We start from the raw sequence: 23,593 nt of genomic DNA on the forward strand, positions 1-23,593 counted from the left end.
CCATGGATGGGCACGGGTTCGAGTGCGGCGGTATGCCGCTGTCGGCGAGGCCGACCCTGATGCCAAACCCTGGCATTTAGCCCTGTTGGGGCCTGCACTCTCTTCGGGACCACCGATCGATTGCTGCATACGCAATACCATCAGCAGTTCCCTATCACGGCGGATTGCCGCGTCGGGGCATTGGCCAGAAGCGGTGGTTGACCGCATTCCGGTAGTCCTTCGGCGGGTAGAGGCCAAAACGGCCCACCCTTCGCGCGGGGATGGGGGGTTGCCCGCAGGAATCCGCGCCCGCAAATCAGGAACGCTCAAGATTCCAACAGCCTAGCGAAAGTGTCAACCGTAGCGCGAGCAAGAGCATGCCGACAGCGTAAAAAAGCCCGCCGGCAATGTGCGGGCGGGCAAGGGGGTTACAGGACGCAACCTATAAGACAGTGTAGCCGCTCACCGGCCGGCGTACCGACCAGCGCGTTACCATGTGTATCAGCGACTGAACACCAAGGTGTCGTCCTTCAAGTCGACCCGAATCGTGTCGCCGGAAACGAAGCGGCCGGCAAGCAGGTCCTGAGCCAACGGATTCTCGATACGACTCTGGATCGCCCGCTTGAGCGGCCGCGCCCCGAATACCGGATCGAAGCCCGCCAGGGCGAGCTGGGCCATGGCCTCGTCGCTGATTTCCAGCTGCATACCGTGCTCGGCCAGGCGTGACCGCAGGCGGTCCAACTGGATGCCAGCGATCGCCTCGATCTGCTCTTGTCGCAGGGCATGAAACACCACCACCTCATCGATGCGGTTGATCAGCTCGGGGCGGAAATGCATCCCCACCACATCCATGACGGCGTTCTTCATCGCTTCGTACTGCTCGTCGGCACCGCCCATGCGCTGGATGATGTCCGAGCCCATGTTGGAGGTCATCACGATCACCGTATTACGAAAGTCCACGGTTCGCCCCTGGCCATCGGTCAAGCGGCCATCCTCCAGCACTTGCAGTAAAATATTGAAGACGTCCGGATGAGCCTTCTCCACCTCGTCGAGCAGCAGCACGGAATAGGGCTTGCGCCGCACGGCCTCGGTCAGGTAGCCGCCCTCCTCGTAACCCACGTAGCCGGGAGGCGCGCCGATCAGCCGTGCCACGGAGTGCTTCTCCATGAACTCCGACATGTCGATGCGCACCATTGCCTCTTCGGTGTCGAAGAGGAAATTGGCCAGCGCCTTGCACAGCTCGGTCTTGCCCACCCCGGTCGGACCGAGGAACAGGAACGAGCCATTGGGGCGGTTGGGGTCGGCAAGCCCCGCACGCGAACGGCGCACGGCGTTGGCCACCGCAGTGACAGCCTCCTCCTGGCCGATCACCCGCTGATGCAACGCCTCCTCCATGCGCAGCAGCTTGTCGCGCTCACCCTCGAGCATCTTGGCCACCGGGATACCGGTCCAGCGCGACACCACCTCGGCGATCTCCTCCTCGGTGACGTTGGAGCGCAGCAGCTTGTGCTGCGAGGTGTCGGCCTCGGTTTCGCTCGACTCGGCGATTTTCTTCTCCAGTTCCGGAATCACGCCGTACTGCAGCTCCGACATGCGGCCGAGATCGCCCTGGCGACGCGCCTGCTCCAGATCGATGCGAGCACGGTCGAGCTCGTCCTTGAACTGAGCGGCGCCCTGAATGCTGGCCTTCTCGGCCTTCCAGATCTCATCCAGGTCGGCGTACTCACGCTCCAGATCGTCGACCTGCTCCTGAAGGCTCTCGAGACGCTTCTTCGAGGCTTCGTCGGTCTCCTTCTTGAGGTGCTCACGCTCCATCTTGAGCTGGATCAGCCGCCGGTCGAGGCGATCCATCTCCTCGGGCTTGGAGTCGAGCTCCATGCGAATGCGCGACGACGCCTCGTCAATCAGGTCGATGGCCTTGTCGGGCAACTGGCGGTCGGTGATGTAGCGGGTCGAGAGCTTGGCGGCAGCGATGATCGCGCCATCGGTGATATCGACACCATGGTGCACCTCGTAGCGCTCCTTGAGGCCGCGCAGGATAGCCACGGTATCCTCCTCGGAGGGCTCGTCGACCTGCACCTTCTGGAAACGCCGCTCCAGCGCGGCATCCTTCTCGATGTACTTGCGGTACTCGTCGAGGGTAGTGGCGCCCACGCAGTGCAGCTCGCCGCGCGCCAGCGCCGGCTTGAGCATGTTGCCGGCGTCCATGGCGCCCTCGGCTTTGCCGGCGCCGACCATGGTGTGCAGCTCGTCGATGAACAGGATCACCCGGCCCTCCTCCTGGGCCAGCTCCTTGAGCACCGACTTCAGGCGCTCCTCGAACTCGCCGCGGAACTTGGCTCCGGCCAGCAGCGACCCCATGTCGAGCGACAGCACGCGCTTGTCCTTGAGCCCCTCTGGCACCTCGCCGTTGACGATGCGCTGAGCCAGGCCTTCGACGATAGCGGTCTTGCCCACGCCGGGCTCGCCGATCAACACCGGGTTATTCTTGGTGCGCCGCTGCAGCACTTGGATGGTACGGCGGATCTCATCGTCGCGGCCGATCACGGGGTCGAGCTTGCCGTCGGCAGCACGCTCGGTGAGGTCCAGCGTGTACTTCTCCAGTGCCTCGCGCTGCTCCTCGGCGTTTGGGTCATCGACCCGTTCGCCGCCACGTACGCTGTCGATGGCGCTCTCCAATGCCTTGCGGGTCACGCCGGCCTGGGTCAGCAGCTTGGTCACCGCATGGCCCATCTCGAGAGCGGCAAGCAGCACCAGCTCGCTGGCGATGTACTGGTCACCACGCTTCTGCGCCTCGCGGTCGGTGAGGTTGAACAGCTTGATCAGATCGCGCGACGGCTGCACCTCGCCGGTGAACTGGCCGACCTGGGGCAGATCGTCCAGATGACCCACCAAGGTGTCGCGCAGACGCTCGGCATCGCCGCCGGCCTTCTGAATGAGCGCCTTGAGGCCGGCATCACGCGTATCCAGCAACGCCAGCAACAGGTGGCCGGGCTCGAGCTGGTTGTGTCCTCGCCCCACGGCCAGGGACTGAGCGTCGGCCACGGCGTTCTGCAGCTTGGCGGTGAACTTGTCGAAACGCATTCGCTTTCCTCCATCGGGGTGGCGGCGCGTTCGGACGCACCGCTTGGCCCTGTCGTATCGTATTGACAGATTCAATGGAGTCATCGTGGCCGGCTTTCAAGTCATCGGCCAGGAGGGAAGTGCGGCAGCTTGACGCGGGTCAAGGTTGCGGGTGTTGGTCTACCTCAGCCAGATCACGCTGGCCATGCGCCCGGTCCGCCCATCGTCACGCCGATGCGAGTAGAAGCGCGACTCGCAGGCGGTACAGAAATGGCCGCCACTGACATGCGCCACGCCGAGACGCTCCAGGCGCAGGCGGGCAAGCTTGTAGAGATCGGCCATGTAGTGGCCGAGCCGGTATGGGCTGGGATCGAAGGCAGCGGCCGCTTCCGGGTGCACGCCGACGAAGGCCTGCTGAACCTCGGGGCCGACCTCGAACTGAGCGTTGGAGATCGCCGGCCCCAGCCAGGCCATCAGCTCTTCCGGCGGGCTGGAGAGCGCCGCCACCGTGGCCTCGAGCACGCCGCCGGCCAGCCCTCGCCAGCCGGCATGGGCCACACCGACACGAGTGCCCTGGCGGTCGCAGAAGAACACCGGCAGGCAATCGGCGGTCAGCACCACGCAGGCGTGGCCGCGATCGAAAGCCACCGAGGCATCCGCCTCGGGCACACTTGCGGTATAGCTCGACTGCACCCGGGCACCGTGCACCTGTCTGAGCCACAGCAGCGGCCGCTCGTCTTCGAGCTCGTTTCCGATCAAGCGGCGACACAAGGCCACATGCGCGGGATTGTCCCCCACCTGGTCGGCTGGATTGAAGCAGGCGAATTCGTCCTGGCTGGGCCCCGTTTCGCGCGTGGTAACAAAGGCGCCAACAGTGGCGGGCGCCGGCCAATCGGGTTCGATCAGGGTCGGTTGCAGGTGGGGGGCGTCGCTCATCCGGGCTCCTCAGCGCATGGCCTCGTGGTCGTCACGCAGGTAGTCGATCAGCAGCAGCAGGTCGTCGGGCAGTGCCGCGCGGAACTCGACTGGCTCACCGCTGCCAGGGTGCAGGAAGGCCAGCTTGCGTGCATGCAGCGCCTGGCGTGGAAACTCGCGCAGCAACGCCTTGAGTTCCTCGCCCGCCCCGGCCGGCAGCTTTAGCCGCCCACCGTATACCGGATCGCCGACCAGCGGGAAGCGCCGATGCGCCAGATGCACGCGGATCTGGTGGGTGCGACCGGTCTCAAGCCGACAACGCACGTGGGTATGGGTGCGGAAGCGCTCGACGACACGATAGTGAGTCACGGCAGGTTTGCCACTGACGTGCACCGCCTGACGCTTGCGGTCCTTGGGATGCCGGCCGATGGGGGCGTCCACCGTTCCGCCGGAGGTCATCACGCCGACGCAGACTGCATCGTACTCGCGGGATACCGTGCGCGCCTGCATCTGTTCGACCAGCGCAGTCTGTGCGGCAAGTGTCTTGGCCACCACCATCAGGCCGGTGGTGTCCTTGTCCAGGCGATGCACAATGCCGGCCCGCGGCACTGTGGCCAGCGTCGGGCAATGGTGCAAGAGTGCGTTGAGCAGGGTGCCGTCGGGGTTGCCGGCTGCCGGGTGCACTACCAGTCCCGCAGGCTTGTCGATGACCAATACCTCGTCATCCTCGTGGATCACCTCGAGCGGTATCGCCTCGGGTTCGAAGCGGGCGTCTTCCGCAAGTTCAGCAGCGAGCTGCAGCCACTCACCGCCTGCCATCTTGTCCTTGGGCTTGCCCGGGCGCCCGTCGACGGTCAGCGCGCCCTCCTTGATCCAGCCCTTGAGTCGCTCGCGGGAATGGTCGGCGAAGAGTTCGGCAGCCGCCTGGTCGAGGCGGCTGCCGGCTAGAGAAACGGGCACGCGTTGCTGGGCTTCCACGGTCTGGGGCATAGGGGGGACTGTCGTTGTCAGCATCCTCGGACTGCGTTTTCACGCGAGGTGCTTTATAGTGGACGGGTTACGGTCGATTCTACCACGGCCGACACGGCTTGTTAGACACGAGGATCACGATGCGCGTTTCCCCCATCGCCACACGCCTGATTGCCCTGCTGCTGGCCGCCGCCCTGATCAGCGGCTGTGCCGGCAGGTCTGCCACGGAAGAAGAACCGGACGAATTCGAGGGCGTTGCCGAACAGCAGCTCTACGACGAGGCGCGCGAAGCGCTGGATGATGGACGCTACACCACCGCCATCTCGCGCCTCGAGGCCATCGATACGCGTTACCCCTTCGGCCGCCACGCCGAACAGGCCCAGCTCGAGCTGATCTACGCCTACTACGAGACCAGCGACTGGGAAGCCACGCGCGCCGCCGCCAGTCGCTTCATTCGTCTGCACCCCACGCACCCCCAGGCTGATTACGCGCTCTACATGCGCGGGCTGGCCTCATGGCAGGCGGGTCGCTTCAGCCTCGAGCGCCTGCGCCTGATCGACATCTCCAAGCGCGACCTGGGCGCCTCGCGTGACGCCTACACCGATTTCCGCGAGCTGGTGTTACGCTACCCGAATAGCGAATACGCGCCCGACGCCGAGCAGCGCATCGTCTACTTGCGCAACGTGCTGGCCCGTCATGAGCTGCACGTCGCCGATTTCTACTTGCGCAAGGGCGCCTACCTGGCCGCCGTCGAGCGTGGTCGCTGGGTGGTCGAGAACTATCCCGAGGCCGAGGCCACCCGAGATGCGCTGGCGGTCATGGTCGAAGGTTATCTCGGGCTCGATATGCGTGATCGCGCCCGCGAAGTCCTTCAGGTACTGATCGAGAACGACCCGAACAACGACCGTCTGCGTGGCCGCACCTTCCTGCCGCAGCACGTGCGAGCGGAGTCGCTGTCGGCCTGACCCGTTGCTCGGTTGAAGCAAAAGAACCCGCGAGCCCTGCTCGCGGGTTCTTGCGTCTGGCGCCGCTCAGTCGCCGGGCTGCCAGCCGTTGACGATGGGATAACGGCGGTCACGGCCGAACCCACGCGGCGTCACCCGCACGCCTACCGGCGCCTGACGGCGCTTGTACTCGTTACGATCGACCAGCTTGACCACCTGATAGACGTCATCGCGATCGAAACCGGCCTCGATGATCGCCTCGGCACTCATATCGCCTTCGATGTAGCGCGCCAGGATGGCGTCGAGGGTGTCGTAGTCGGGCAGCGAGTCGGTGTCCTTCTGGTCGGGCGCCAGCTCGGCCGAGGGCGGCCGAGTGATGACCCGCTCGGGAATCGCCGGCGACTGGGTATTGCGCCAGCGGGCCAAGCGATAGACCCAGGTCTTGTAGACGTCCTTGAGCGCATTGAAGCCACCCACCATGTCGCCATAGAGCGTGGCATAACCCACCGCCATTTCACTCTTGTTGCCGGTGGTCAGAACCATCAGGCCCTTCTTGTTGGAAATGGCCATCAACAGCACGCCGCGGCAGCGAGACTGCAGGTTCTCCTCGGTGGTGTCGCGCTCGGTGCCGGCGAAAGTATCCGCCAGGGTTGTCATGAAGGCATCCACCATCGGTTCGATCGGCAGCACCTCATAGTGCACGCCGAGCAGGCGGGCCTGCTCGGCGGCATCGTCCTGGGAGATATCGGCGGTGTAGCGGTAGGGCATCATCACCGCATGCACTCGCTGCGGACCCAGCGCATCCACGGCGATCGCCAGCGTCAGTGCCGAGTCGATGCCGCCGGAGAGCCCCAGCACCACGCCCTGGAAGCCGCTCTTGTTGACGTAGTCGCGCACGCCGCTGACCAGGGCGCAGTAGAGGCTCTCTTCGGGTGCCTCGTCAGGCTCGATCTCGCCCTCTTGCGGTACCCAGCCATGCGACTCCTGCACGAACTGCACCGGCATCAGCCCTGCCTGCCAATAGGGCGCCACCACCCGGATCCGGCCCTCGGCATCGACACAGGCCGAACCTCCGTCGAAGACCAGTTCATCCTGACCGCCAATGGTATTGACGTAGACCATCGGCAGCGACACCTCGGCTGCACGCTGCTCGAGCAGGCGCAGACGTTCGGCCGGCTTGTCCTGGTGATAGGGCGATGCATTCAGCGTGACGAGCATGTCCGCTCCCGCATCGCGAGCCGCCCGCACCGGCTCGCCATCCCACACGTCCTCGCAGATCAGCACACCGAGCCTGATCCCCTTGTGCTCGATCACCAGGCTCTGCTCGCCAGTGGCGAAATAGCGCCGCTCGTCGAAGACCTGATAGTTGGGCAGTACCTGCTTGGCGTATTCAGCGATCCATTCGCCGTTGTAGAGTAGCCCGGCCAGGTTGTAGCCGAGCCCCTCGCGGCGGCCGGGATAACCGATGATCACCAGCACATCGCGGGACACCTTCGCCGCCATGCGGGCACGGGCCTCGCGCAGGCGGGTCTCCATGGAAGGGCGCAGCAGCAAATCCTCGGGAGGGTAGCCGCTCAGGAACAGTTCGGGAAACACCACGATATCGGCACCATGTTCGATGCGCGCCTCGCGAACGGCTTCGATGGCACGATCGGCGTTGCCGGGGATGTCCCCTACCAGCGGGTCCAGCTGCGCCATCACCAGCGTCAGATCTTGCATGGGCGTAGAAATCTCTTGAGAATCCGAAGTCACTGTATTGTCCCGCAAGGGCGTCCGGCTGGCAAAGCCGCTAGCCCTCATCTGGGAGACGAATAAGGATGAATCTTTTGCTCATTCGCTTGATCATTTTCGCCGTGCTGTTCTTCGCCGGCCTCAAGCTCTACCGCATGTACCGTGAATGGAAGCTGGACCATGAGAGCCAGCTTGACGGCGAGTCGCAGCAGGAGGCGGGGCAAATGGTGCGCTGTGCCTGGTGCAAGGTACATGTACCGGAAGCCGATGCCCTGCGTGACCAAGGCGAATGGTTCTGCAGCAGCGCCCATCGCGATCGCTTTCTGCAGGAGCAGCGCCCCGAGGATTAGACCTGCAGGCCATGGCGGCAATCGCCTACAAGCTTCATCGGTAATGGCTGATAGACTCCGCTCAAGGCTCGACTAGAGTGAATGTCTCGTGAACGGACATCACTTCAGGAGAGCTTCATGGACGCGGCTCGAGCTCCGACTTCCCTGCGCCAACGTGGCCTTACCCTCATCGAACTCCTCGCCACCATTGCCGTGGCCATCGTGCTGTTGGGTTGGGCAGTTCCCGGCCTACAGGCGATGAATGCGCGCCAGGAAGTCGTTGCCGAGGCGCATCGAATCCGCACGGCACTCTCGCTGGCGCGCAACACGGCCATCACCCGGCGCACACCGGTGTTCGTCTGCCCCAGCCCCGACCAGCGGAGCTGCGTCATGGATGACTGGAGCGCCCCGCTGGCCATCGTGCTCGGCCCTTTGCCGGGCACCGCTTTCGACCAGGCCGCCTTGCTACGCGTCATCGAGGCCAGCCGCGGCGTCAGCGTCAGCTATCGCCAGGATGGCAGGCCGGTACGCTATGGTGTCCTGGGACGATCAGCGGGCCACAATGGGACCTTCCGCATCTGCGGTCGCAATGGTAAGGGCGCCCAATTGGTGCTCAGCAACTTCGGACGAGTGCGCGCCGGCAATGTCATCAGTTGCTGAACACCCTGTCGCTTCGCTAGAGGAGTTCCCATGCGGCAAGCCATCGTGAGTTATCACCGGGACGACGAAAACCACTGGGTAGCCGAGCTGGCGTGCGGCCACAATCAGCATGTCCGCCACCAGCCGCCCTGGACCGAACGCCCCTGGGTCACGACAGAGGCCGGGCGTCGTTCACGTCTCGGCCTCGAGCTCGAATGCGTCAAATGCGACCGCGGCGAGCCGCGGGACAACCCCTAGGCACCCGCTACCCCTTGGGTCCCATCAACAGCCAGATGATCAGGCCGACCAGCGGAAATATCAGCAGCGCAAGGATCCAGAGGATCTTGGCAAAGGTGCCGGCCGAACTCTTGGCCACCTTGACGATGGCCCAGACCAGAATGATCAGCCAGATCAGGCCCAACAGGCCGCCCACTTCGATTCCCATCAGACATCTCCTTGTCCAGCGGTAGGTGATGGTTCAAGAAGTAGCACGCAGCGGCAAAGGTAACAAACCGAAACTGTTACGCCAGGTAAGCTCAGGTTACTCATCTCAGCCGAGTTGCCACCACTCGGGCAGCAGCCGTCTCACGTCCCGACGCTGGAAGCGGTCGTCCATCAACACCAAGGTGCCGCGATCCTCGGGGCTGCGGATCACCCTGCCGGCAGCCTGGATCACCTTGATAAGCCCCGGTATGCGATAGGCATAGGCTTCGCCATTGCCGAAACGTGCCTCCAGCCTGGCCTTGAGCGCCTCATTGAAGGGGTCGAAGGGCGGCAAGCCCAGGGTGGCGATGAAGGCTCCCACCAGTCGTTCTCCGGGCAGGTCGATACCCTCCCCGAACGCCCCGCCCAGCACCGCAAAGCCGATCCCCGCCCCGCCCGGCTGGAAACGTGCCAGAAAGGCATCGCGCTCGGCCTCGCTCATGCCGCGAGTCTGGCTCCAGCGGGGCAGCTCGGGATGAAGCCGTGCCAGCCGTTCTTCAACGGCCTGCAGATAGGCGAAGCTGCTCAAGAAGACGAGATAGAGCCCAGGCCGCCGGCGGTACTGACCGACCAGCTCGGCGACGATAGGGTCGAGCGAGGCCGAGCGGTCGCGCAGGCGCGTCGAGATACCGCTCTGGATGCGCACTTCGAGCTGATCGGCCCTGAACGGCGAGGCGACCGACTGCCAGACGCAATCTTGCGGCAGCCCCAGCAGGTCGCGATGATAGTGCGCCGGCGACAACGTCGCCGAGAACAGCACGCTGCTGTGCGCCTGGGCGAAGCGCAGGGCAAGGAAGTCCGCCGGCACAAGGTTGCGCAGGCCGACAATCGCGTGGCCGCGGCCATGCCGGGTGAGGTCGCACAGCGAATGCTCACCGAACGATTCGGCCAAGCGGCAGAAGCCCAGGGCCTCGAACAGCCGTTCCTGCAGAGCAGGGTCGGCGCCGCCCGGGTGCTCGGCCAGATAGTCGGTAATCGCCGCCGCCACTCGCTGCAGGGCGCCGACGAGCCGCTCGGGCAGGCCATCCAATACTCGATAAGCAGGCTGTCTCGTCTGCCCTTCGTCGGCCCCGCCCTGCTCCCGCACCAAGGTCTGCCACTGGCGTATCAGTCGGCCAAGTGGCTTCACCAGTGGCGCGGGGGCGCTGCGGTGCAGGCGACTGAAGGCACGCTGGTCCAGCTCGCCGCTGTACATGCCTCGGGCGCGTTCCACCAGGTTGTGTGCCTCGTCCACCAGCAGCGCCAAGCGCCAGCCGTTGGCCTGGGCCAGGCCGTGTAGCAGTGCCGCGGCGTCGAAGTAGTGATTGACGTCGCCCACACAGACATCGCTCCAGCGCGCCAGCTCCTGGCCCAGGTAGTAGGGGCAGATATCGTGCTCGAGCGCCACCTCGTGCAGCGCCTCGCGATCGAGCCAGCCGCGTGCCACCGCGGCCCGGCGGGCGGCTGGCAGCCGGTCGTAGAAGCCGGCGGCCAGCGGGCAGGCATCGCCATGGCACGTCTTGTCGGGATTCTCGCAAGCCTTGCTGCGGGCAACCAGCTCCAGCACTCGCAGAGGCAGGCGTTGCTTGCCGCCCCCCCTCGCCTCCCTGTCCGCTGCGTCGGCCCTCAGCCTTGCCAGGGCTTCCAGCGCCAGCCGCCGTCCCGGCGTCTTCATGGTCAGGAAGGCGAGCCGGTCGATGCCTTGGCGCGGCATCGCCTTGAGGGTGGGAAACAGCGTGGCCACGGTCTTGCCAATCCCCGTGGGGGCCTGCGCCAGCAGGCAGCGCCCGGTGGCTGCCGCCTTGTAGACACCCTCGGCCAGTTCGCGCTGGCCCGGGCGAAAGCCTTCATGCGGAAAGGTCAGGTCATCCAGCGCGGCATCGCGCGCCCGTCGATGAGCCTGCTCCTGCTCAGCCCAACCCAGGAAACGCTCGCACTGGGTCTCGAAGAAAACGGTAAGCTCGGCAGCACTTGCCTGCCGGGTCAGTAGTGTCTCTCGTTCGCTGGCGATGTCGAGATAGACCAGCACCAGAGTCAGCGACTCCAGCCCCCGCTCAGCGCACAGCAACGCGCCGTAGACCTTGACCTGGGCCCAGTGCAAGGCGCGCTGGTTGGCAGCCATGCGCGACAGGTCGCCGCGGTGGGTCTTGATCTCCTCGAGGCGGTTTGTCGCCGGATCGAAGCCGTCGGCCCGGCCGCTGACGGCGAGGCCGCGATAGCGTCCGCTCAGCGCAATCTCGCTTTCGTAGCCGACGCCGCGGCGCCCTACCACCAGGGCGTGACCGGCCATGCCCTCGCGGGCGCTGGGTGAGGGCGTGAAACGGTGGTCGAGATCGCCCTCACGGGCGGTGAAGTCGCACAGCGCCCGCACGGCCACTCGGTAGAGCGGCGGCTCGGCACCCTTCTTGCCATCGCTCATGACACCGCGCCCTGCTGCCAGGCCACGTGACTGACCACGGCCTCAATGCCCCGTGACTCGAAGAACGCCAGCCAGCGGCGCTGGTTGTCCTGCAACCTGTCACCCGGCCCCTTCACCTCGATCAATCGATAGCGATGCCCGCCCTCAGACCCGGGCGGCAGGAACTGGATCAGATCGGGCAAGCCGGCGCGGTTGGCCCTGAGGTCAGCCAGCAGACGCTCGAAGCAGGACCGTAGATGCGCAGCGGGAATGCAGGCAAGTGCATGCTCGAGCAGTGCCTCGTCGAGCCCCTCCCAGTGCACGAAGGGCGATGCCAGACCTCGCTTGTCGTGCCAGGCGCGCCAGATGGCCTCACCGTGGGTTCCCTCGTCGAGGTGGGCCAGGCAGGCCTCGAAGCGCTCGCGACGACGCGCCACGAAATCGTCGCGATGGAGATCCGCCGGGCCTGTGTGGAAGGGATGGAAGAAGGCCCCGGGCAGCGGCGCGTACAGCGCCGGCCAGCAGAGCAGCCCGAACAAGCCGGTCACGAGAAGGTTCTCTACATAGTGCACCGGGGCTTCGGGACGGCTCAGATGCTCGGCTACGGCCTGTTCGACGCCCAGCGTGGCAGGACGCGGCAGGCTGAGGTCCATCCGCCGCGGCACGACTTCAGGCGCGCGCCCTGGCGGTGCCAACCCCAGCCGGCGACACAGCCTGGGCATCAGGCGTGCCAGCGCCTGGGCCTCCTGCTCGCCAGTCGCCGACGCCATCGCCCGGCTGGCCAGGGTATAGGCCTGGCGATGCTCGCCCAGCCGCTCCAGCAGCCGCAGGCGACGAATGCGCGCCTCCACCTGGCCGCCCGGTCCCTCGCCGCTTTCGCCATAGAGCTTCAACGCCAGCGCATGCTGTCCGGTACGCTCGGCGGCATGACCCAGGCGAAACAGCAGCTTACCCCGCCGCTGCGACAGCCAGGCATTGTCCAACGTCTCGGGAACCTCGGCCGCCAGTTGCTCGGGCGACTCGCCCGCCTCGAGGCGCTCGCGCAACTGATGCAGCGCCAAGTAGGCGTCCACCTCCTCACGGCGGTGAAAGGCGCGCGAGCCGGGTGTCAATTCGACCCGCTCGAAGCGCTGCAGGCCGAGCTCCGTGAGCACGAATTCGGCCCAGTCCTGACGCAGGTTGCCGAAGAACATCAGCCGCAGCCGATCGCACCAGGGCATTACGGTCAACCGCACGATGCGCTCTCCTGCCAGCACCTCGTTGGCCTCGGGCCACCACTCCTCCAGTCGCTTCGCCGGGCGCTCCTGCGCCAGCAGCGCATCACCCAGCGCAGCCTTGCTGGCCCTGGGCGAAAGCCCCACGGCGGCGATCTCTTCCGCCAGTACCCGGCGCAGTTCGTCCAGGCGCAGCAGGCGAACCAGATCGGCGAGAGCCAGCTCCGGATCCGCCTCGACCCAGCCCGCCTCGACCAAGGGAGCCAGTCCTCTTTGGGTATCGCCGATCTCGGCATAGGCGAGCTTGTCGCTGCGAAAGAGCTCGCCCTTGCGCATCACCATACGTACCAGCAACGCCTGGGATGGCTGCGGCAAGGCTCCGAAGTCGCTGACAAAGGCACGCTCTGCCGCGCTCAGCAAGTCGCCGTGGCGCTCATGCACCCAGCCAAGAACGAAGCGAAAATTCGCCAGGTAATAGAGCGGATCGTCGAGCGAGGCGGTGACGGAAGCCGTGGCTGAAATACTGTTCATGCATCCATGATATCAGCCTCGTGGCTCCTCGCCATCCTTGCGTTCAGCCCAGGCCTGCGGCGAGTGCGCGCACCACTTCACCGGCGGGTACCTCACGGCAGGCACTGGCATTCTGGCCGGCCCACAGCGGCGAGAAATCGGCGCGGCCGGCTGCCTCGGCGGCGCTGCGCAGCGGGGCGATGGCGGCGGTGGCCAGAGGGAAGGCCGGCGCCACCTCACTGAACGGGCCGAGCTCACGCATCAGTCGGGTGAGCATGCCGCGGGCCGGTCGGCCGGTGTAGAGATTGGTCAGTGCCGTATGTCGCGCAGCCTCGCTCTGCAGCGCCTGACGATGGAGTGTCGAGGTGGTGGCTTCCGGGCAGCACAAAAAGGCGGTGCCGACCTGCACGGCCGATGCGCCCAGTGCCAGGGCAGCCGCCACGCCTCGCGCATCGGCAATCCCCCCGGCAGCAATCACCGGCAGCGAGACGGCCTTCACGACCTGGGGCAGCAGGGCGAAGGTGCCCACCTGGGTAGTAACGTCATCGTCGAGGAACATACCGCGATGGCCGCCCGCTTCCACGCCCTGGGCGATCACCGCGTCGACGCCGCGCGCCTCGAGCCAGCGCGCCTCCGCAACCGTGGTAGCCGAAGAGAGCACGATTGCCCCCCAGCCCTTGACCCGCTCGAGCAGTACCGGCTCCGGCAGGCCGAAGTGGAAGCTGACCACTTCCGGGCGGAACGGCTCGAGGGCGTCGCAGGCCGCCTGGTCGAACGGGCGTCGCCCGGCTCCGGCGGGCACGCTGCCGATGTCCAGGCCGAACTCGGCGTAATAGGGCGCCAGCAGTTGGTGCCAACACCTCAGGCGCGCCTCGTCCGGCGTCGGCGTGGCATGACAGAAGAAGTTGACGTTGAGCGGCCGCGTCGTGGCAGCACGGATGCGGCGCAGCTCCTCTGCCATTGCCTCGGGCGAAAGCATGGCGCAGGGCAAGGCGCCGAGCCCGCCCGCCTCGCTCACTGCCACGGCCAGGTCGCCGCCCTGCACGCCTGCCATGGGCGCCTGGAGGATGGGTAACTCGATGCCGAGCTGACGGATCAGGCTCATGGGTCTTCTCCCTGTTGTCGTTTGCGCCACGGTCGCTTCGGCCCCAGGGTGTCGGCGGCATGGGCGCCTCGTTCTCCCATGGGCCGGGGCTCGCCCACCGTGGTGTCGCGCCGGGTCTGGCGTTCCATTTCAGCGTTGATCTCGGCCCCCAGCAATACGACGAACGAGGAGAGCCAGAACCACAGCATCAATACCACCACGGCTCCCAGCGATCCGTACAGCTCGTCCATGTCGACGATTCGGCCGACATAGAGCGATAGCCCGCCGGAGCCGAGCAGCCACAACAGCGTCGACAGCACGGTACCCACGCTGACCCACTCCCAGCGCGGCGAACTGCGATAGGGGCCGAAGCGATAGAGCACGGCAATCACCAGCATCATCATGAGCAGCAGGGCCGGCCAGCGCAGCCAGGTGATCAGCGTGACGAGAGGCCCCTCCAGGACCAGCCAGCCGACAGCTATGGGGTACAGGGCCACGAACACGGTTCCCGTCAGCGACATCACGATCAGCCCGAAGGTCAAAGCGACCGTCACCAGCATGCGTTGCACCAAACCGCGCCGATCTTCCTCGCCATAGACCACGTTGAGCCCCACCATCAGGCCGACCACGCCCCGGGAGGCGAGGAACGATGCCACGGCCAGGCCGAACAAGGCCGTCAGACTCAAGCCGGTATCGGTGTTTTCGCTGACCGCCTGGGCCCGCTCACTGATCAGCCGGGCGCCTCCCGGCGGCATGACGCGACTCAGCTCACCGATCTGGCGGGCAATCTCGAGCGGGTCGAAGGCCAGCGCCCACAGTGAAACGACCGCGCCGATGGCCGGAAAGAGCGACAGCAGCGCGTAGAAAGCGATAGCCGCCGCCAGCATGCCGACCCGATCCTCCGCCAACTGCTCCTTGACTCGCCAGAAGACGTCAAGCCACCCCGGACCGGGTATCTGATTCGGATTCTCGGCTCGCCGGCCTCGCCAGAACTTCTTCATGCACTCCCACGATTGCTGCTCAGTTTCAGGGCCGCTGCGCCGGGCGCAGAACCATGCGGGTATCGCGTATTTCGATGTCGAACCGATTGAGGAAGCTCATGCCCAGCAGGGCCATGTCATCGTCGAGCCCGGGACTGATGGAGCCACGCACCTCGGCGGCGCTGAAGCCTCCCAGGCTGACCTCATCGAGCCAGGTCATGTCGCCGCGCACACGTCCGTTCGCGGTGTTGAACCAGGCGGATCCCGCACGCTCCAGCCCCAGCCGCTCGGCTAATTCAGCCGACACGGCCACGTAGGTGGCGCCGGTATCGAGCAGAAACTCGACCGGCTCGCCATTGATGCGCCCGGTAGCTACGAAGTGGCCCGAGCGGTTGCGCTCGAGTACGACCGACTCCTCCGTCCCGGTCACGGCATTGATCAGATGGGCATTGGGGTTGCGCTGGGTCTCGAAGAAACCATGGAACCACCAGCTGCCGAAGGCGATGAAGGCCACCCAGAACAGCAGCATCATGCCCATTCCGGCACGTCGGATCGAACCGTCCTGTCGGCTCATGTCCCGTCTCCTTGTTAGCAGGCCGTACCCGCTTTGACACCCCTGTTCCCACTGTCTGTACTAAACAGCCTGTGCTAAACGGCGCCAAGCTTCCCTTGGCTGCGTTCCCTCCGGCATTCGCCGGGTGTCATCCGCGTATGCCCAGCGACCCGATAACGACAAGGATAGCCACATGCACAACAGCATCTCACATTCGACCGTGAACGTTGCCCGCCATTCCCAATGCTCCCTGAACCTTGCCGGTGCCGCCCTGGCCAGCTTCATGTTGCTCGCCAGCAGCACAGCGGCGGCCTGGGATGGGCTGGTGGAAAAACAGGTTTTCGAGATGGAGGAGTACACCACCGTCAGCGGCGAGACCATCGCCCCGGTACGCATCGGCTGGGAGGCCTACGGCGAGCTCAACGAAGAGAAGGACAACGTCATCCTGATTACCCATTTCTTCTCCGGTACCAGCCATGCCGCCGGCCGTTACGACGAGGATGACACCGCACCCGGCTACTGGGACGCCATCATCGGCCCCGGAAAGCCGCTGGATACCGACGAGTATTACATCATCGCCTCGGACACCCTGGTCAACCTCAATGCCCACGATCCCAACGTGACCACCACCGGGCCGGCCACGACCAACCCCGAAACCGGCGAACCCTGGGGCACGGATTTCCCGCTGGTCAACATTCGCGACTTCGTCGAGGTGCAGAAGGCACTGCTCGAGAGCCAGGGTATCGAGCGGCTGCACGCGGTGATGGGCGCCTCGATGGGTGCACTGCAGGCCTACGAGTGGGCCAGCGCCTATCCCGAGCGGGTCGAACGGCTGATCCCGGTGATCGGTGGGGGTGCCACCGACCCCTGGCTGCTGGCAACCCTGAGCGCCTGGGCTGCGCCCATCCGGCTGGATGCCAACTGGAACGAGGGCGACTACTACACCGGCGAGCCACCGCTGGACGGTCTGCGTGAATCGCTCAAGCTGGTCACGCTCAACGCCAACCACTGGCAATGGGCCAACGCCACCTTCGACCGTAGCTGGGCCAACAATGACGCCAACCCTGCCCGCGAGCTCGACGCACGCTACGCCATCGAGCAGACACTCGACGACATCGCCGAGGCGCGGGCCGAAGTCGCCGATGCCAACCACTTTCTCTACCTGGTGAAAGCCAACCAGGCGTTCGTCACCGGCCACGGCGACAGCCTGAAGGAGGGGCTGGCACGCATCGACGCCCCCAGCCTGATCCTCTACAGCGAGAACGACCTGGTCTTTGCCCCGCAGGGCATACGCGAGACCGCTGAGACGATCGAGGCCGACGGCACCGAGGCCGAACTGGTCACGCTGGAGGGCAACCGCGGCCACCTAAATGGCGTGCTGGCCATCGACCAGGCCGGCGATCGGATTCGCACCTTCCTCGCCGAATGAGGCGCCACGAGCACAGCCGGCACGGGGTGGTTCAGAGTCATATGACGGCTTCCTCCACGGGTGCGTGGCCGCCGTTGAGGCGCTCCCACTCGGCCGCGGCCCGCTCCCCGCGGGCCTGATTCACCGCCAGGCAGATCAGCATCGCCACGATGAACAGCGCCGCGCACAGCAGGATGGAGGCCTGCAGCCCCACCACCGTCTGCAACAGACCCAGGCCGATGATGCCGATGACCCCGGCCAGCTTGTTGGCCAGCCCCCAGAAGCCGAAGAACTCGGCGGCCTTGCGCGTGGGCGAGAACAGCCCCACCAGGGCACGGCTGGCCGACTGGCTCGAGCCCAGCGAAAGCCCGGCCAGGCAGCCCACGAATAGGAACAGATGCTGCGCCTCCCAGTCGAGCCCCAGGCTGGCGTTGAGCCAGGCCGTGACTTCCGGCGTGGCCCAGATGGCGAGTATCGCCGCCACCCACAGCAGCAAAGTCAACTGATAGGTGAACTTGGTGCCGATACGATCCTGAAGGAAACCGAAACCCAGCGCGCCGGCCGCGGCGGTGACCTGCACGATGATGAACATCACGTTGCGGATCGATTCGTCCCAACCGATCACCTGAGCCCCGTAGATGAAGGCGAAGGCGATGATGATGTAGACCCCGGCCATGGAGAACAGCAGCGACACCAGGAAGATACCCAGGTCGCGAAAGCGCCTGAGCTCGTGCAGGGTGGTGGAGACGCGCTCCCAGGCGATCTCCCGGTACGTCTTGCGATGCGGCTGCGGCGTGCCGCGCTCCTTCACCCACAGGAAAGTGGGGATGGCCGTAAGCAGGAAGAACGCCGCCGCGAAGGGCCCCACCCAGCGGATGCGCTCGAAGTTCGCGGCGGTGGCCTCGCCCAGCGCCACCAGGGTGAAACCGGCGGCGAAGAGGCCGCCCACATAACCCAGCGCCCAGCCGAAGCCGGATATCTTGCCAAGATCCTGTGGCGGGCCGAGGTCGGGCAGGAAGGCGGCGATGAACGACTCGCCCATGGAGTAGGCGTAGTTGGACACCACGATCAGCAGGAACCCGAGCATGACGTAGCCAGGCGCGACGAAATAGAGCAGTGCAGTCGCCACCACGGTGGCGATGTAGCTGACGAACAGAAAACGCTTCTTGGCCGCGCGGTAGTCCATCACCGCACCGCATAGCGGACCGGTTATCACCACCAGCAGGTAGCTGACGGCCAGCGCCAGGCTCCACAGCAGGTTGGCCAGGCGAAAACCGTCATCGCGCTCGCCAACAATGACGGTAGTGAACAGCTCACCGAACACCACGGTGATGATCAGCAGCGTATAGGCCTGGTTGGCGAAATCGAACATCGCCCAGCCAAAGATTTCCCGCTTCGACGCCCGCTGCCGGGGTGTCGTACCGCCAACGGCCGGTATCACGCTCATCGTGCCTGATCTCCTCACCCGTCCCTCGTAAGCGCTTAGCCTATCAGCTTATCGCGGCAGGAATGACGACTTGGCTGCTTTCACTACACTGGGTACTACATTTCGGACTGGAGGCAGGCAATGGAACGCTTGAACGCTATCTCCTTGTTGGGGCTGACCCTGGCCGCAGCATTGGTACATGCCGAAGAAATGTCCCCTGCTGATGTCCATCGGCGAACGCGGTGACCCCGAACGGGCCCAGGATACTGAACTGGACCACGCCGGCTCCACTTTGCGGCTCGACCCGCAGGGCCTGGCACCGGAAGACAACCTGCTGCTCGAAGAGGTCGGCTTCCTTCCAGGATCTACTCCTGAGAGCATCGACACGCGCTGGGGCTGGCCGTGGATGAAAAGCACGGTGGCGTCTGGGCGGTCGAGGCGTAACGCTCTCTTTCACACTTGGCTGGCCGCGATGCCTGCCGGCCGGTAATAGCCGTTCGTAAAACGTGGAGAAAGGCGTTCTTCACTTCTTGCCATACCACGGGCATTATCTTTGTTAACCTGTGTTAAGCAATTTTGTCATGTTGTTGGCTTAGTCCAGGCGCCACCTGACCAGACAGGCGCAGACAGGCGGCTCGCGGGTCAGAAGAACAAGCAGGCAGGGGCAGAGCGCATGAAAAAGTGGCTATTGCTGGTGCTGGTACTGCTGCCCCTCCCGGCAGCAGCCGGCCTGGAAGGGCTGACCTTCATCACCGAAGAGTACCCACCCTACAATTATCGGCATAACGATCGCCTCGAAGGCATTTCCATCGAGCTGCTCGAACGGATCTTTGCCGAGACAGATACCGCATTATCCCGCGAGGACGTGCTCTACTACCCTTGGGCGCGCGGCTACGATACCGCCCTCTCCGAGCCGGGTACGGTACTCTTCTCCACTACACGCACCGAACAGCGCGAGGAGCTGTTCCAGTGGGTCGGTCCCATCGCCACCAACAGGGTCAAGTTGATCGCCCGTCGTGACAGCGGTATCCAATTGGACGAAATCGGCGATGCGATTGCCGGCGGCTATCGCATCGCCGTCATTCGCGAGGACATTGGCGCCCAGCGGCTACAGGAAGCCGGCGTGCCGGAAAGCCAGATACATGTAGCCATTTCCAATGTCAGCGCTTTACGCATGCTCGAGCGTGGCCGGGTCGACCTGTGGGCCTATGGCGAAGATGTCGCCTTCTGGCTGATGCAGGAGGAGGGCCTGCCTACCACCGACTTCGTTCCCGCGCTGACGATCAGTGAATCCGACCTCTACTATGCCCTGCACCGCGACACCGACCCGGCTCTGGTCGAGCGCATGCAGACCGCGCTGGATCGTCTTCGCGAACAGGGCATCGTCAGCGATATCCTCGGTGGCACCATCACTTTCAATACCGAGGAGTACCCGCCCTACAATTATCAGGACGAAGACGGCCGGGTGACGGGGCGCGCCACCGAACTGCTGAGGACAGCACTGGATGACGCCGAACTCGACGCCGACTTCCGCCTGCTGCCTTGGGCGCGGGCCCTGACCGAGGCCCAGTTGCGCGAGCTCCACTGCGTCTACTCGACTACCCGCACGCCCGAGCGTGAGTCGCTATTCACCTGGGTGGGCCCACTGGTGTCGAGTACCTGGGCCGCTTTCACTCTCGCAGAGGCAGACATCGAAGCCGACTCCCTGGACGACCTGGCAGAGCTGCGCGTGGGCAGCTTTCGCAAGGATGCCGTCGGACAATACGTCGCTAATCAAGGAGTTCCCATCGTGGTGGCCAGTGCCGAACGCGAGAACGTCGGCCGTCTTCGAGCCGGGCTGATCGATGCCTGGGTCACCGGCGAACAGACCGCCTGGCTCCTCGCCGAGGAGGCCGACCTGCCGCTGCGTCGCCTGTTCTCCTTCAACGAGGTGGATCTCTATCTGGCCTGCCATCCCTCGGTTCCCGACCCATTCATTGCCCGGCTGCAAGCCGCTCTCGACCGGGCACTGGCCAACACGGAGACGCGCCAGTGAGCCTTCCCTCTGGCATGGATCGCCAGACCGGCAGGAGCAGCCTGACCGCCAAGCAGGCCGGACTCACCCTGGCCATCGCACTATTGCTCAGCATTCTTGCCGGCGCCGTAGAGCTGGCCCTCGATGCCCGCGCGATGCGTCATGAGATTGTCAGCGATACCCGCTACCGCCTCGACCTGGTGCACGGCACCGCGGCAGAGGCCGCCTTCCAGCTCAACCCCGACCTGGCAACTCAGGTCGTCGAGGGTCTGTTCAACGGCGGCCGCGTCGCCAGAGTGGCCATCACGGATGACTTCGGTCGTACCATGGCCACCAGTCAGCGTGAGAACGAACCCGTCTCCGGCTGGTTGGCCCACACCCTGTTCGACGACATCCTCCACTACCAGCAGACGCTCAACTACCAGGCCGGCTCTGACAACCCAGCCCAGCCGGTGGGCAAACTCGAACTGACGCTGGCGCTCGACCGCCTGGCACGCGACTTCACCGATCGCAGCCTGCTGATCTTCTCGCTGGGCGTCGCCAAGTCACTGGCCATTGCTGCGCTGCTTGCCCTGGTGTTTCACGGGTTCGTGACTCGCCCCCTGCTCCGCGTGCATGCGGCGATCGCCGACACCGACCCGCGCCAACCCGGCCATTGGCCGAAACCGGCCATGGGCCGTCATGGAAATGACGAGCTGGGACACCTGGTGGAGAGCGTCGATCAGCTGCTGCTGGCCTTCCAGCAAGGCCTCGATCAGCGCGACCAGTTGCACCAGATCTCGACCATGGATGGACTGACCGGTATCGCCAACCGTCGCCACTTCGACACTTTCATCGCTCGCGAGTGGCAGCGAGCCCGACGCAACGGCCATGCACTTTCGGTGATCTTCATCGATATCGATCACTTCAAGGAGTTCAATGACCATTACGGCCACGTTGCCGGCGACGACACGCTGAGAGCCATCGCCGAGGCGCTCACGCGAGTGGTCCATCGCGCCTCCGACCTGGTCGCCCGCTATGGCGGCGAGGAGTTCGTCTGCGTACTGCCCGATACCGACCTGGAGGGCGCCCTGCGAGTCGCCGAGCGAATACACCGGGAAATCCGCGCACTCGACATCCCCCACGCGTATGCGACCCACACCGGCCGGGTTACCGCCAGCCTGGGTGTGGCCAGCTGCGCGCCGGCACTCGACGACATCGGCCATGAGGAATTGATGGCCCAGGCCGACAGCCAGCTCTATCGTGCCAAGCGCCAGGGCCGCGACCGAGTGGCCGCACAGATCTGAACACGACAGGGGAACCGGACCGGCAGCGGGGAATCGATAGGAGTAGCATCAGCCAGAGGCGGAGAAGCCGTATGAACAGACGCGACGAATTCATCGAGCAGATGAAGGCCCGACTGGACGAATGGAACGCCGAGATCGACGCCCTGGTCGCCCGCGCGCGCCAGGCAGGCGCCGAGGCGCAGACCCGGTACCAGGACGACATCGAGCGGCTGCGGCGGCGCCGCGACGAGACCCGCCGTCGGCTAGACGAGTTGCAGTTTGCCAGCGAAGCGGCCTGGGACTCCCTGCAACAGGGGCTCGACGATGCCTGGGAGCTGATGCGCAAGGCTCTGCGCGACGCCCAGCGGCACGAGCCGCCGCCCAAGGACGTCAACGAAGACGATGGCCCGGGCCGCCACTCCCCGGGGGGCTCCCCCTAGCCCCTCGAAGGGCCCCGCAGGCGCTCAGGCTCACGCGGGAATGGCTACTCCTTCTCCTGCGTATCGGGGGACTGAATCTCGCTGCCACGCTGCAGCCTGTCGATGGCGTTATCGCCCCGGCGTGCGAGTTGCGCCAGCCGGTCGATCTGGGCGTCGAGCTGGGGCAGCGCTTCCTGGCGATAGTGGGACAGATCGTCGATCGCGCCCAGCACATCGTCGAAAGCCTGCTCCAGCGCCTGCATGTCGAGCTGCGCCGAGGCGGCACGGGTCTGGATCTCCACGCCCTGCTGACGCAACGTTCTCGCCGTTCCGGTAATCATTTCCGACGTGGTGGTATTGATCGATTCGACTCGGTCGAGGACCAGGCGCTGGTTGGCCAGCGCCAGCGCCACGGCTACGGCCACGGTCAGCGCCGACACGGTCACGTGAATGGCCCGGTCGACGCCGCGAATCAATTCGCGATTGTTGCGAATTATCACTTCCAGGGCCAGCACGCCCTGTTGGCTGACCGCCTGCTGCTGCTGCAGGTCGACGATGCGCTGGCGCAGCGGGAAGACTAGCTCCTCCTCGATGAAGGTGCGCTGCGGATGCGTGTCGCCGAGCCGCTCCAGCGCCTGCCCCAGGCGACGGTCGATCAACCGCCCCAGGTCGACCTGACGCTGCAGCCGTCCCAGCAATTGGCGCAGGCTCTCCTGGTCGTCGCTGAGCGTGATGTTGTCACGACGCAGCATGTCGCGCCCCGCCTCCAGGTCGGCGATGATGGCGTCCAGCGCCTGCTGGGCATTCTCGAACTTGCGGAAGTAGCGCTGCACGCGACTGCCGGCGCCGGGAATGCGCGACAACAGGCGGTCGAACGGCCCCGCTGCCAGGCTATTCTGATGCGGATCGAGATCCTGCATGTGGCCGCGCAGGTCGATCAGCGCCTTGGCCACCGGACCGCCCTCGTCGCCCTGATGGGCCAGCTTGCGCAGCGGCGCTTGAAGCATTTCGCTGTGATGCGCCGCCTGCTGCTGCAGTTCGAGACCCATCTCGTCCACCGCACGCCGCTGACGCTCGAGCTCGGCGCCTTCGCTGGCCAGCACTTCGTCGACGAAGCTATCCGCCATCTGCTCGAGCTCAGGGTCGTCGATCACGATCTCTTCATTATCCGTCGGCTCGGGGGCAATATCCTCGAGTTCGCTGGCGATCTCCTCCACCGGCGGCAGCGAGAGCGGCGAGCCACGTTCGGACGACTGGTTCATAAGCGTTCCCCCTTCAGGCTCTTTCCCAC

The 23,593-nt window shown here is 65.3% G+C and carries 21 protein-coding genes; 9 read left to right on the top strand and 12 right to left on the bottom strand.

The window, feature by feature from the left end; translation table 11 throughout:
• Window positions 1–480 precede the first annotated feature (480 nt).
• The 3 genes from clpB to rluD all read right to left on the bottom strand — a co-directional run bounded on the left by clpB (window position 481) and on the right by rluD (window position 4,947).
• Window positions 481–3,063 (bottom strand): ATP-dependent chaperone ClpB, encoded by a 2,583-nt coding sequence (gene clpB, locus HNO52_RS18540; protein WP_197566656.1) that lies wholly within the window; start codon window positions 3,061–3,063, stop codon window positions 481–483.
• 159 nt (window positions 3,064–3,222) lie between these two features.
• Window positions 3,223–3,978 carry a peptidoglycan editing factor PgeF gene (pgeF, locus tag HNO52_RS18545; RefSeq protein WP_197566657.1) on the bottom strand — a complete coding sequence of 252 codons (756 nt, stop codon included), beginning with the start codon at window positions 3,976–3,978 and terminating at the stop codon, window positions 3,223–3,225.
• A 9-nt stretch (window positions 3,979–3,987) separates the two neighbouring features.
• Window positions 3,988–4,947: a 23S rRNA pseudouridine(1911/1915/1917) synthase RluD gene (gene rluD, locus HNO52_RS18550; RefSeq protein WP_197566658.1), complete on the bottom strand. Its 960-nt coding sequence runs from the start codon at window positions 4,945–4,947 to the stop codon at window positions 3,988–3,990.
• Between the two features lie 119 nt (window positions 4,948–5,066).
• Here rluD and HNO52_RS18555 point away from each other — a divergent pair, with 119 nt between their 5' ends.
• Window positions 5,067–5,891, top strand: coding sequence for an outer membrane protein assembly factor BamD (locus HNO52_RS18555; protein WP_197566659.1), 825 nt, complete (start codon window positions 5,067–5,069; stop codon window positions 5,889–5,891).
• A gap of 66 nt (window positions 5,892–5,957) precedes the next feature.
• On the opposite strand, the gene HNO52_RS18560 is transcribed toward HNO52_RS18555, so the two are convergent.
• Window positions 5,958–7,589, bottom strand: coding sequence for an NAD+ synthase (locus HNO52_RS18560; protein WP_197566660.1), 1,632 nt, complete (start codon window positions 7,587–7,589; stop codon window positions 5,958–5,960).
• A 98-nt stretch (window positions 7,590–7,687) separates the two neighbouring features.
• Here HNO52_RS18560 and HNO52_RS18565 point away from each other — a divergent pair, with 98 nt between their 5' ends.
• The 3 genes from HNO52_RS18565 to HNO52_RS18575 all read left to right on the top strand — a co-directional run bounded on the left by HNO52_RS18565 (window position 7,688) and on the right by HNO52_RS18575 (window position 8,827).
• Window positions 7,688–7,951: a PP0621 family protein gene (locus tag HNO52_RS18565; RefSeq protein ID WP_197566661.1), complete on the top strand. Its 264-nt coding sequence runs from the start codon at window positions 7,688–7,690 to the stop codon at window positions 7,949–7,951.
• 117 nt (window positions 7,952–8,068) lie between these two features.
• Complete coding sequence (locus tag HNO52_RS18570) at window positions 8,069–8,590, top strand: GspH/FimT family pseudopilin (RefSeq protein WP_197566662.1); 522 nt, start codon at window positions 8,069–8,071, stop codon at window positions 8,588–8,590.
• 30 nt (window positions 8,591–8,620) lie between these two features.
• Window positions 8,621–8,827 (top strand): DUF3565 domain-containing protein, encoded by a 207-nt coding sequence (locus tag HNO52_RS18575; protein ID WP_197566663.1) that lies wholly within the window; start codon window positions 8,621–8,623, stop codon window positions 8,825–8,827.
• A gap of 7 nt (window positions 8,828–8,834) precedes the next feature.
• On the opposite strand, the gene HNO52_RS18580 is transcribed toward HNO52_RS18575, so the two are convergent.
• The 6 genes from HNO52_RS18580 to HNO52_RS18605 all read right to left on the bottom strand — a co-directional run bounded on the left by HNO52_RS18580 (window position 8,835) and on the right by HNO52_RS18605 (window position 15,791).
• Window positions 8,835–9,014, bottom strand: coding sequence for a PLDc N-terminal domain-containing protein (locus HNO52_RS18580; protein ID WP_197566664.1), 180 nt, complete (start codon window positions 9,012–9,014; stop codon window positions 8,835–8,837).
• Window positions 9,015–9,119: 105 nt separating this feature from the next.
• Complete coding sequence (locus tag HNO52_RS18585; protein ID WP_197566665.1) at window positions 9,120–11,450, bottom strand: ATP-dependent DNA helicase; 2,331 nt, start codon at window positions 11,448–11,450, stop codon at window positions 9,120–9,122.
• Complete coding sequence (locus tag HNO52_RS18590; protein WP_197566666.1) at window positions 11,447–13,174, bottom strand: VRR-NUC domain-containing protein; 1,728 nt, start codon at window positions 13,172–13,174, stop codon at window positions 11,447–11,449. Before HNO52_RS18590 ends, HNO52_RS18585 begins: the two co-directional genes overlap by 4 nt.
• Before the next feature lie 43 nt (window positions 13,175–13,217).
• On the bottom strand, window positions 13,218–14,258 hold the full coding sequence (locus HNO52_RS18595) for an NAD(P)H-dependent flavin oxidoreductase (protein ID WP_197566667.1): 1,041 nt from the start codon (window positions 14,256–14,258) through the stop codon (window positions 13,218–13,220).
• Complete coding sequence (locus HNO52_RS18600; protein WP_197566668.1) at window positions 14,255–15,238, bottom strand: YihY/virulence factor BrkB family protein; 984 nt, start codon at window positions 15,236–15,238, stop codon at window positions 14,255–14,257. Before HNO52_RS18600 ends, HNO52_RS18595 begins: the two co-directional genes overlap by 4 nt.
• 25 nt (window positions 15,239–15,263) lie before the next feature.
• Window positions 15,264–15,791 carry a retropepsin-like aspartic protease family protein gene (locus HNO52_RS18605; protein ID WP_197566669.1) on the bottom strand — a complete coding sequence of 176 codons (528 nt, stop codon included), beginning with the start codon at window positions 15,789–15,791 and terminating at the stop codon, window positions 15,264–15,266.
• A gap of 172 nt (window positions 15,792–15,963) precedes the next feature.
• On the opposite strand from HNO52_RS18605, the gene HNO52_RS18610 reads away from it, so the two are divergent.
• On the top strand, window positions 15,964–17,199 hold the full coding sequence (locus tag HNO52_RS18610) for an E22 family MetX-like putative esterase (protein ID WP_197566670.1): 1,236 nt from the start codon (window positions 15,964–15,966) through the stop codon (window positions 17,197–17,199).
• 37 nt (window positions 17,200–17,236) lie between these two features.
• Here the strand turns inward: HNO52_RS18610 and HNO52_RS18615 are convergent, their stop codons facing one another.
• Window positions 17,237–18,625, bottom strand: a complete 1,389-nt coding sequence (locus HNO52_RS18615) for an MFS transporter (RefSeq protein ID WP_197566671.1) — start codon at window positions 18,623–18,625, stop codon at window positions 17,237–17,239.
• A gap of 178 nt (window positions 18,626–18,803) precedes the next feature.
• Here HNO52_RS18615 and HNO52_RS18620 point away from each other — a divergent pair, with 178 nt between their 5' ends.
• From HNO52_RS18620 to HNO52_RS18640, 4 genes are all read left to right on the top strand, one after another.
• Window positions 18,804–19,094 (top strand): PQQ-dependent sugar dehydrogenase, encoded by a 291-nt coding sequence (locus HNO52_RS18620; protein WP_197566672.1) that lies wholly within the window; start codon window positions 18,804–18,806, stop codon window positions 19,092–19,094.
• A gap of 183 nt (window positions 19,095–19,277) precedes the next feature.
• A complete protein-coding gene (locus HNO52_RS21150) occupies window positions 19,278–20,639 on the top strand; it encodes a substrate-binding periplasmic protein (protein WP_232090387.1) in 1,362 nt (453 codons plus the stop codon).
• On the top strand, window positions 20,636–21,904 hold the full coding sequence (locus HNO52_RS18635) for a GGDEF domain-containing protein (RefSeq protein ID WP_232090388.1): 1,269 nt from the start codon (window positions 20,636–20,638) through the stop codon (window positions 21,902–21,904). The genes HNO52_RS21150 and HNO52_RS18635 overlap by 4 nt, the downstream gene beginning before the upstream one ends.
• 71 nt (window positions 21,905–21,975) lie before the next feature.
• Complete coding sequence (locus HNO52_RS18640) at window positions 21,976–22,323, top strand: sll1863 family stress response protein (RefSeq protein WP_197566673.1); 348 nt, start codon at window positions 21,976–21,978, stop codon at window positions 22,321–22,323.
• Window positions 22,324–22,367: 44 nt separating this feature from the next.
• On the opposite strand, the gene HNO52_RS18645 is transcribed toward HNO52_RS18640, so the two are convergent.
• Window positions 22,368–23,564 carry a toxic anion resistance protein gene (locus HNO52_RS18645; RefSeq protein WP_197566674.1) on the bottom strand — a complete coding sequence of 399 codons (1,197 nt, stop codon included), beginning with the start codon at window positions 23,562–23,564 and terminating at the stop codon, window positions 22,368–22,370.
• Between the last annotated feature and the right edge of the window lie 29 nt (window positions 23,565–23,593).

Source organism: Halomonas sp. MCCC 1A13316, assembly GCF_014931605.1.
In the GTDB taxonomy this organism is placed as follows: Bacteria; Pseudomonadota; Gammaproteobacteria; order Pseudomonadales; family Halomonadaceae; genus Halomonas.